Source organism: Clostridium sp. BIOML-A1, from assembly GCF_009874105.1.
GTDB lineage: Bacteria > Bacillota > Clostridia > Lachnospirales > Lachnospiraceae > Coprococcus.
The window spans coordinates 1-6,476 of sequence record NZ_WWTL01000022.1 but is presented as its reverse complement, the minus strand read 5'-3'; the positions used below and the strand labels follow the sequence as shown (position 1 = coordinate 6,476).

Here is a 6,476-nt window from a genome sequence, read left to right as displayed (position 1 = left end):
CTACAGAACAACTTCCGCCTCCATAATAGTTGTCCTGTGTCTGATAAGTCTTCGTCTTTGCATCTGCCTGACTCGGACAAAGCATGCATCCTAACAGAACTGCAAGCAGCCCGATCCAAATGGCGTGTGCCTTAAAAAATTGTTTCATATTAATTCATCTCCTTATCGTTTGTCAGGAGAAAGTGAAATCATCTCATATTTCACTTTCTCTCTTTCTTCATATAATAAATCACAATCGCTCTGCGACTTCTACGAATCCTGTACTGATATACTATTATTTAATCTTCCATGTCTTTACATATCCGATGGATTTCTTTTTCAACTGTTTCTTTAAAGCTGTCTTTGCTTTCTTTGTGCCTTTCACAGTAATGGTTGCTTTCTTATTAATACCTTTGAATGCATTCTTACTGATGGTCTTAAGCTTTCCTGCTGTAACAGTGATCTTCTTCAGGTTCTTGCAGCCGGAGAATGCTTCTTTACCGATCTTTGTTACATTGCTTCCGATCGTAACTGTTGTCAGCTTCTTATTACCCTTGAATGCTTTATCGGAAATGGCTGTTACCTTATAAGTAACGCCTTTTACTTTTACAGTAGCAGGGATTGTAAGCTTCTTAGCTTTCTTGTCGGTGAACTTCGTAATTGTAACAGTCGGATTCTTCTTAGAAGATGAAGTTACCTTTATTTTGATCTTCTTCGATGAAATAGTAAGGGTTGTACCTTTCTTCGCCGGAGTTATATTATTCTGTTTTGAATCATCTGATGGATTCTCTTTCCCGGACAATAATTTGATTGGTAAATTATTGTCCTTTGCGTATTTATATGCTGCGGAATTTTTACTACAGATAATCGTAACACCTCTGCTAAAAGCAGGCCACCGATTTACGTTCAAAGGCTCGCCTTTTTTTCTTACATCAATTTCAATTACACTGTCCGGTATAACAATAGAATCTAACTTATCGCAGCCACAAAATGCTCCCTCATCGATACTTGTTACGCTATCAGGTATCGTTATATCGGTTAAATTGCTGCACATAGCAAATGTTCTACTGGAAATTCTTGTTATTCCCTCCGGCAATACTACTTTTTTTAATTTACATGCATAAAAAGCCTCACATCCTATACTTCTTACATTTTCGGGTATCGTAATACTGGTCAGCCCAGTAGCAGAAAATCCCCAACTACCTATACTTGTTAAACTCTTTGGTAACGATATACTGGTCAGATTTACGCATAACGAAAATGCATCATCTCCTATACTTGTTACTCCCTCCGGTATCGTTACACTGGTTAAACTGGTACAATCATTAAATGCCCTATTTCCTATGCCCGTTACTCCCTCCGGTATCGTTACACCGGTTAAACTGGTACATTCCCCAAATGCCCTGTCTCCTATAGTTGTTACCTTCTTACCATTAATCTCCCCCGGAATTACAACTTCCGTCTTATCCCCCACATAGCCGGTAATAGTAATTTCACTTTCTTTTTCTTCATACATGAAACCATTATATGTTTTCGACTCTGCAGCCTGTGCAGTCTTACCGATTCCACTGCACAGCAATACGCACAGAACTAAGCCCAAGCCTGTATAAATCAGGCTTCTTATCTTCTTTTGTATCATTTCTCCTTCATCCTCCTGCTTGTCCTTTTTAGGATTTTTTATTTAATTTTCCATGTCTTTACATAGCCGATGGATTTCTTTTTCAACTGTTTCTTTAAAGCTGTCTTTGCTTTCTTTGTGCCTTTCACCGTAATGGTTGCTTTCTTATTAATTCCCTTAAATGCATTCTTACCGATAGTCTTAAGCTTTCCTGCTGTAACTGTGATCTTCTTCAGGTTCTTGCAGCCGGAGAATGCTTCTTTACCGATCTTTGTTACATTGCTTCCGATTGTAACTGTTGTCAGCTTCTTATTACCCTTGAATGCTTTATCCGAAATTGCAGTTACTTTATAGGTTACACCATTCACCTTTACAGTAGATGGAATTGTAAGATTCTTGGCTTTATTATCGGTAAACTTCGTAACTGTAACGGTCGGATTCTTCCTGGAAGATGAGGTTACCTTTACTTTGAGCTTCTTAGATGAAACAGTTAATGTTGTGCCTTTCTTCGCAGGTCCAGGCATTAATTTGATTGCTATATTACGCTCTTTTGCATATTTGTATGCAAAAGAACCTTTGTTGCAAATTATACTTCCAAGACTTATGTTCCCAACAGAATCAGTGAAATTATTGTAGCCTATACTTGTTACACTATCCGGTATTGTTATACTGACTAAATTTTTGCATCCCTCAAATGCCTGATCATCTATTTTTGTTATACCTTCTTCTAAAATAACACTCTTTAAACCACTATACGAAAATGCATTATTACCTATTCTCTGTATATTCTTTGGTATGGTAATATTTGTTAAGCTATAACAAGAAGCAAAAGCCCAGATACCTATATGTGTCAGGCTCTCCGGTAATATTATACCGGTTAAGCTTTTGCATCCCTCAAATGCACATGTTTCTATATTTGTCAAGTTCTCCGGCAATGATACTCTGCTCAGTTTTTTACAATAACTAAACGCATACATATCTATCGTTGTTACACCCTCCGGTATTGTTATACTGACTAAATCAACACAATTTTCAAATGCTCTGTATCCTATCTGTACTACTTTTTTTCCGGCAATCTTTTCCGGAATCACAAGCTCCGTCTTACTCCCTTTATAACCGGTAATTACAATTCCATATCCATGATCTTCATAGGTAAAGCCATTGTATGTTTTTTCCTTTGCCGCCTGTGCAGTCATACCGATCCCGCCACACAGCAATACACATAAAATCAATCCCACGCCTGCATAGATCAGGCTTCTTAACTTCTTTTGCATCATTTTCATTCATCTCTCTCCTTTTCTCTTATACTATAATTTCCATAAGTTACGTTGCTTTTTCTTCATTTGTATGCATAATTCCCCGATGCCTGTAAAAAAGCATAAACATTATAAAAAAAAAAACGGCTGTCAATAGTCCACAGAATTTTTCTCATTTTTTGTTTATATAGTTGAATTTTACCTATAAAAAAGTCCGGATACAGCATCTCTGCCATATCCGGACTTCTACTAAAATATACATGTTACCTGTTCTGCTTATGTCTTTATCCTATGATTGCCTTAATTTCAGCTTCGCTCATTTCGGTTACATCCATGATCTGCTCTAAATTGTAGCCTTTTTTATGCATTTTCAGGATAATATCAATTTTTCCTTTCGCTATACCAGCGGCTTCGCCCTTTACATATCCCATTTCTTCTACGCCTTCACTCAGATTGCACATGATCTTCACCTCTTCCCTTATACTGTGTCTGTCTACCGGTATGTCATACTCCTGTTTCATAAGCTTCAATTTCTGTTCTGCCGTCATTGTCTGCGACAATAGTGTTCCAAGTAATCGATGCAGTTCATATCTTTCTTCCTTTGGTGGAATCTCCTTCGCCAGCCCAATCATCACGATATTAGGAATATCCAGATTTCCTTTCCAGTCCTGATCTCCAAGCAGATCATCTTTTACCATATGGATATGGCTTAGGCTGTTCTCTTTCATATTCATACAGATCCAGATGGAATACACCTGTTTGATCTCGTTATAGTCGGAACCTGTAAATTCCCGCTCTTTCTGGGAAGACACCAGCCTCGCGGTATAAAAGATTGCCCGATTCAGAATGTGATACTTTGTCGGTTCATTCTTCTGTGCTTCCAGATTGATGATCATTTTTGCCAGTCCGTCCCGCATCCGTACGTAGAAAATGATGTCAAAATATACCTTTCCTTCATCAATCTCAGAATTCTCAGTATTCAACCCGACAATCCGTTCACCGGTTCCGGCATCTGTCATTTCTTTGTTTGTTAGTCCCGGTTCTACCGGAACCTGGCTGATATACGGTTCGCCTTCGATCAGCGAAGCGACCGTCTCTGCATCCATGCCTTTAAATTCATCTACTACCCGTATCATTATATGCGCCAATATGATCTTCTGTCCTAGCAGGCGCTTGGCACTGGCATCATACTGTGCTTTCTGATATGTCGCATCAGCGGAATATATTAATTCGTTATCCATGTCCCATCTCCTTTCCTGACAGAACAGAATAACATGTATATCTTAATATATTGCCGCCGTCTCTCCAAGTTTGATTGTAACGGATATCTGAGGGGAAAACAAGTTTATAATTATTTATCGTAAAATCTTACAGATGATCAGCCCAATAATAAAACGCCAATTCATTTTTACTGTTCTTTACTCTTTTTTACTGTTTTGTCAAGATAAATGCAACAAAAAACTGCCTGCTATAGATTCATATGTTTCTATCTATAACAGGCAGGGATTTAAAAATTCATCTTCTTATTATTTTACCTTCCATGTCTTTACATATCCGATGGATTTCTTTTTCAACTGCTTCTTTAAAGCCGTCTTTGCTTTCTTTGTACCTTTCACAGTAATGGTCGCTTTCTTATTAATGCCCTTGAACGCATTCTTACTGATGGTCTTAAGCTTTCCTGCTGTAACTGTTATCTTCTTCAAGTTCTTACAGCCGGAGAATGCTTCTTTACCGATCTTTGTTACATTGCTTCCGATCGTAACTGTTGTCAGCTTCTTGTTACCCTTGAATGCTTTATCGGAAATGGCTGTTACCTTATAAGTAACACCTTTTACTTTTACAGTAGCAGGGATTGTAAGCTTCTTAGCTTTCTTGTCGGTGAACTTCGTAATTGTAACAGTCGGATTCTTCTTAGAAGATGAAGTTACCTTTACTTTGATCTTCTTGGATGAAACAGTTAAGGTTGTACCTTTCTTCGCCGGGGTAGCCGGCTTGGTAACGGGTGACGGTGTTGGTGTCGGCGTTATCGGCGTTGGATCTGGTGTTACTGGTGTTGGATTTGGTGTCACCGGCGTTGGTACTGGCTCCCCGATCAACCCAACCGTTATAATAACACTGTCCATGGCATATTCGTACGCTGTAGAATCCTTATAACAATAAACCACCAAACCACGACGACAGCTAGAGAATGCATAATCTCCTATGCTTGTCACACTTTGGGGAATGGTTATGCTCGTTAAATCGCTACAACCAGCAAATGTATAATATCCTATACTTGTCACACCTTGGGGAATGGTTATGCTCGTTAAACCACTACGATCAGCAAATGCATAATCTCCTAGCCTTGTTACACTTGCCGGGATCGTTGTATTTTTACATCCAATAACTAATGTATTACTTTCTGTTGCAATAATAGCATTGCAATTATTTCTACTATCATAATATTTATTTTCTTTATCTACTTTTATACTTGTTAAACTGCTACAACCCCCAAATGCATCGCCTGCTATACTCGTCACACTTGCAGGCAGCGTTATACTTGTTAAACCACTACAACCCCAAAATGCTTCGCTCCCTATACTGGTCACACTATCCGGGATCGTTATACTCGTTAAACCACTACAACGAACAAATGCTTCTCCCCCTATACTGGTCACACTATCCGGGATCGTTATGCTTGTTAAGCTGCTACAATCATAAAATGCATATCCCCCTATACTGGTCACATCTGCCGGGATCGTTGTATTGTTACATCCACTAACTAATGTATTACTTTCTGTTGCAATAATAGCATTGCACTTATTTCTACTATCATAATATTTATTTTCTTTATCTACTACTATGCTTGTTAAGCCACTACAGCCTCCGAATGCAGCCTCCTCTATTCTTGTTACACCTGCCGGGATCGTTATACTTGTTAAGCCGCTGCACATCCAAAATGCACTCCATTTTATACTTGTTACACTTTCCGGAATTGTTACACTTGTTAAACCGCTGCACCCCCAAAATGCACCAAATCCTATATTGGTCACGCCTTCCGGGATTATTACACTTGTTAAACTGCTATACTTCTTAAATGCCTCCGTTCCTATATCGGTTACTTTCTTACCATCAATCTCTCCCGGAATCACAAGCTCTGTTTTATCACCTGTATACCCGGTAATGGTAATTCCATTTTCATTATCTTCATATGTGAAATCGTCATATGACTCCGCCTGTGCTGTCATACCGAGTCCACCACACAGCAATACACATAAAATCAATCCCAGGCCTGCATAGATCAGGCTTCTTATCTTCTTTTGTATCATTTTCATTTATCCTCCTGTTTGTTGCTTACCTCTTTACCAGCCGCTTACTGAAGGTGCTGAATATATAACTCTCTCACCCTTGCCGTTCGTTTTTACAAAAACCAGCTTGGCATTGCTATATATGTCACGTTTTTTATACACAATGTAATCACCTTGCAACGTAAAATACTCAATGTTTCCATAGTTGGATGCATTTTTATCCTTATACATGTTGTAGATTTCAATTGCTTTTCCCTTGGATGTAGTAAACCATAATGATTTTGAAAAATAATAACCATTTTTACTGTATCCTCTGGTTGCAACAGAACCTTTTGA

The 6,476-nt window shown here is 38.5% G+C and carries 4 protein-coding genes and 1 pseudogene; all 5 read right to left on the bottom strand.

Annotated features, from left to right (window positions below; genetic code table 11):
• Window positions 1-274: 274 nt before the first annotated feature.
• A complete protein-coding gene (locus GT641_RS12725; protein WP_119962469.1) occupies window positions 275-1,618 on the bottom strand; it encodes a leucine-rich repeat domain-containing protein in 1,344 nt (447 codons plus the stop codon).
• Between the two features lie 38 nt (window positions 1,619-1,656).
• Window positions 1,657-2,880, bottom strand: a complete 1,224-nt coding sequence (locus GT641_RS12720; RefSeq protein ID WP_119962470.1) for a leucine-rich repeat domain-containing protein — start codon at window positions 2,878-2,880, stop codon at window positions 1,657-1,659.
• Window positions 2,881-3,137: 257 nt separating this feature from the next.
• Complete coding sequence (locus tag GT641_RS12715; RefSeq protein WP_119962471.1) at window positions 3,138-4,094, bottom strand: hypothetical protein; 957 nt, start codon at window positions 4,092-4,094, stop codon at window positions 3,138-3,140.
• Between the two features lie 285 nt (window positions 4,095-4,379).
• Window positions 4,380-6,161, bottom strand: coding sequence for a leucine-rich repeat domain-containing protein (locus tag GT641_RS12710; protein WP_243143780.1), 1,782 nt, complete (start codon window positions 6,159-6,161; stop codon window positions 4,380-4,382).
• A gap of 33 nt (window positions 6,162-6,194) precedes the next feature.
• A pseudogene (locus GT641_RS12705) lies at window positions 6,195-6,476 on the bottom strand (hypothetical protein); the annotation flags it as partial.

Bases quoted from the DNA above. Each gene is read 5' to 3' on its own strand.
- GT641_RS12720 (WP_119962470.1), bottom strand. From the start codon at position 2,880: ATGAAAATGATGCAAAAGAAGTTAAGAAGCCTGATCTATGCAGGCGTG.
- GT641_RS12725 (WP_119962469.1), bottom strand. From the start codon at position 1,618: ATGATACAAAAGAAGATAAGAAGCCTGATTTATACAGGCTTGGGCTTA.
- GT641_RS12710 (WP_243143780.1), bottom strand. From the start codon at position 6,161: ATGATACAAAAGAAGATAAGAAGCCTGATCTATGCAGGCCTGGGATTG.
- GT641_RS12715 (WP_119962471.1), bottom strand. From the start codon at position 4,094: ATGGATAACGAATTAATATATTCCGCTGATGCGACATATCAGAAAGCA.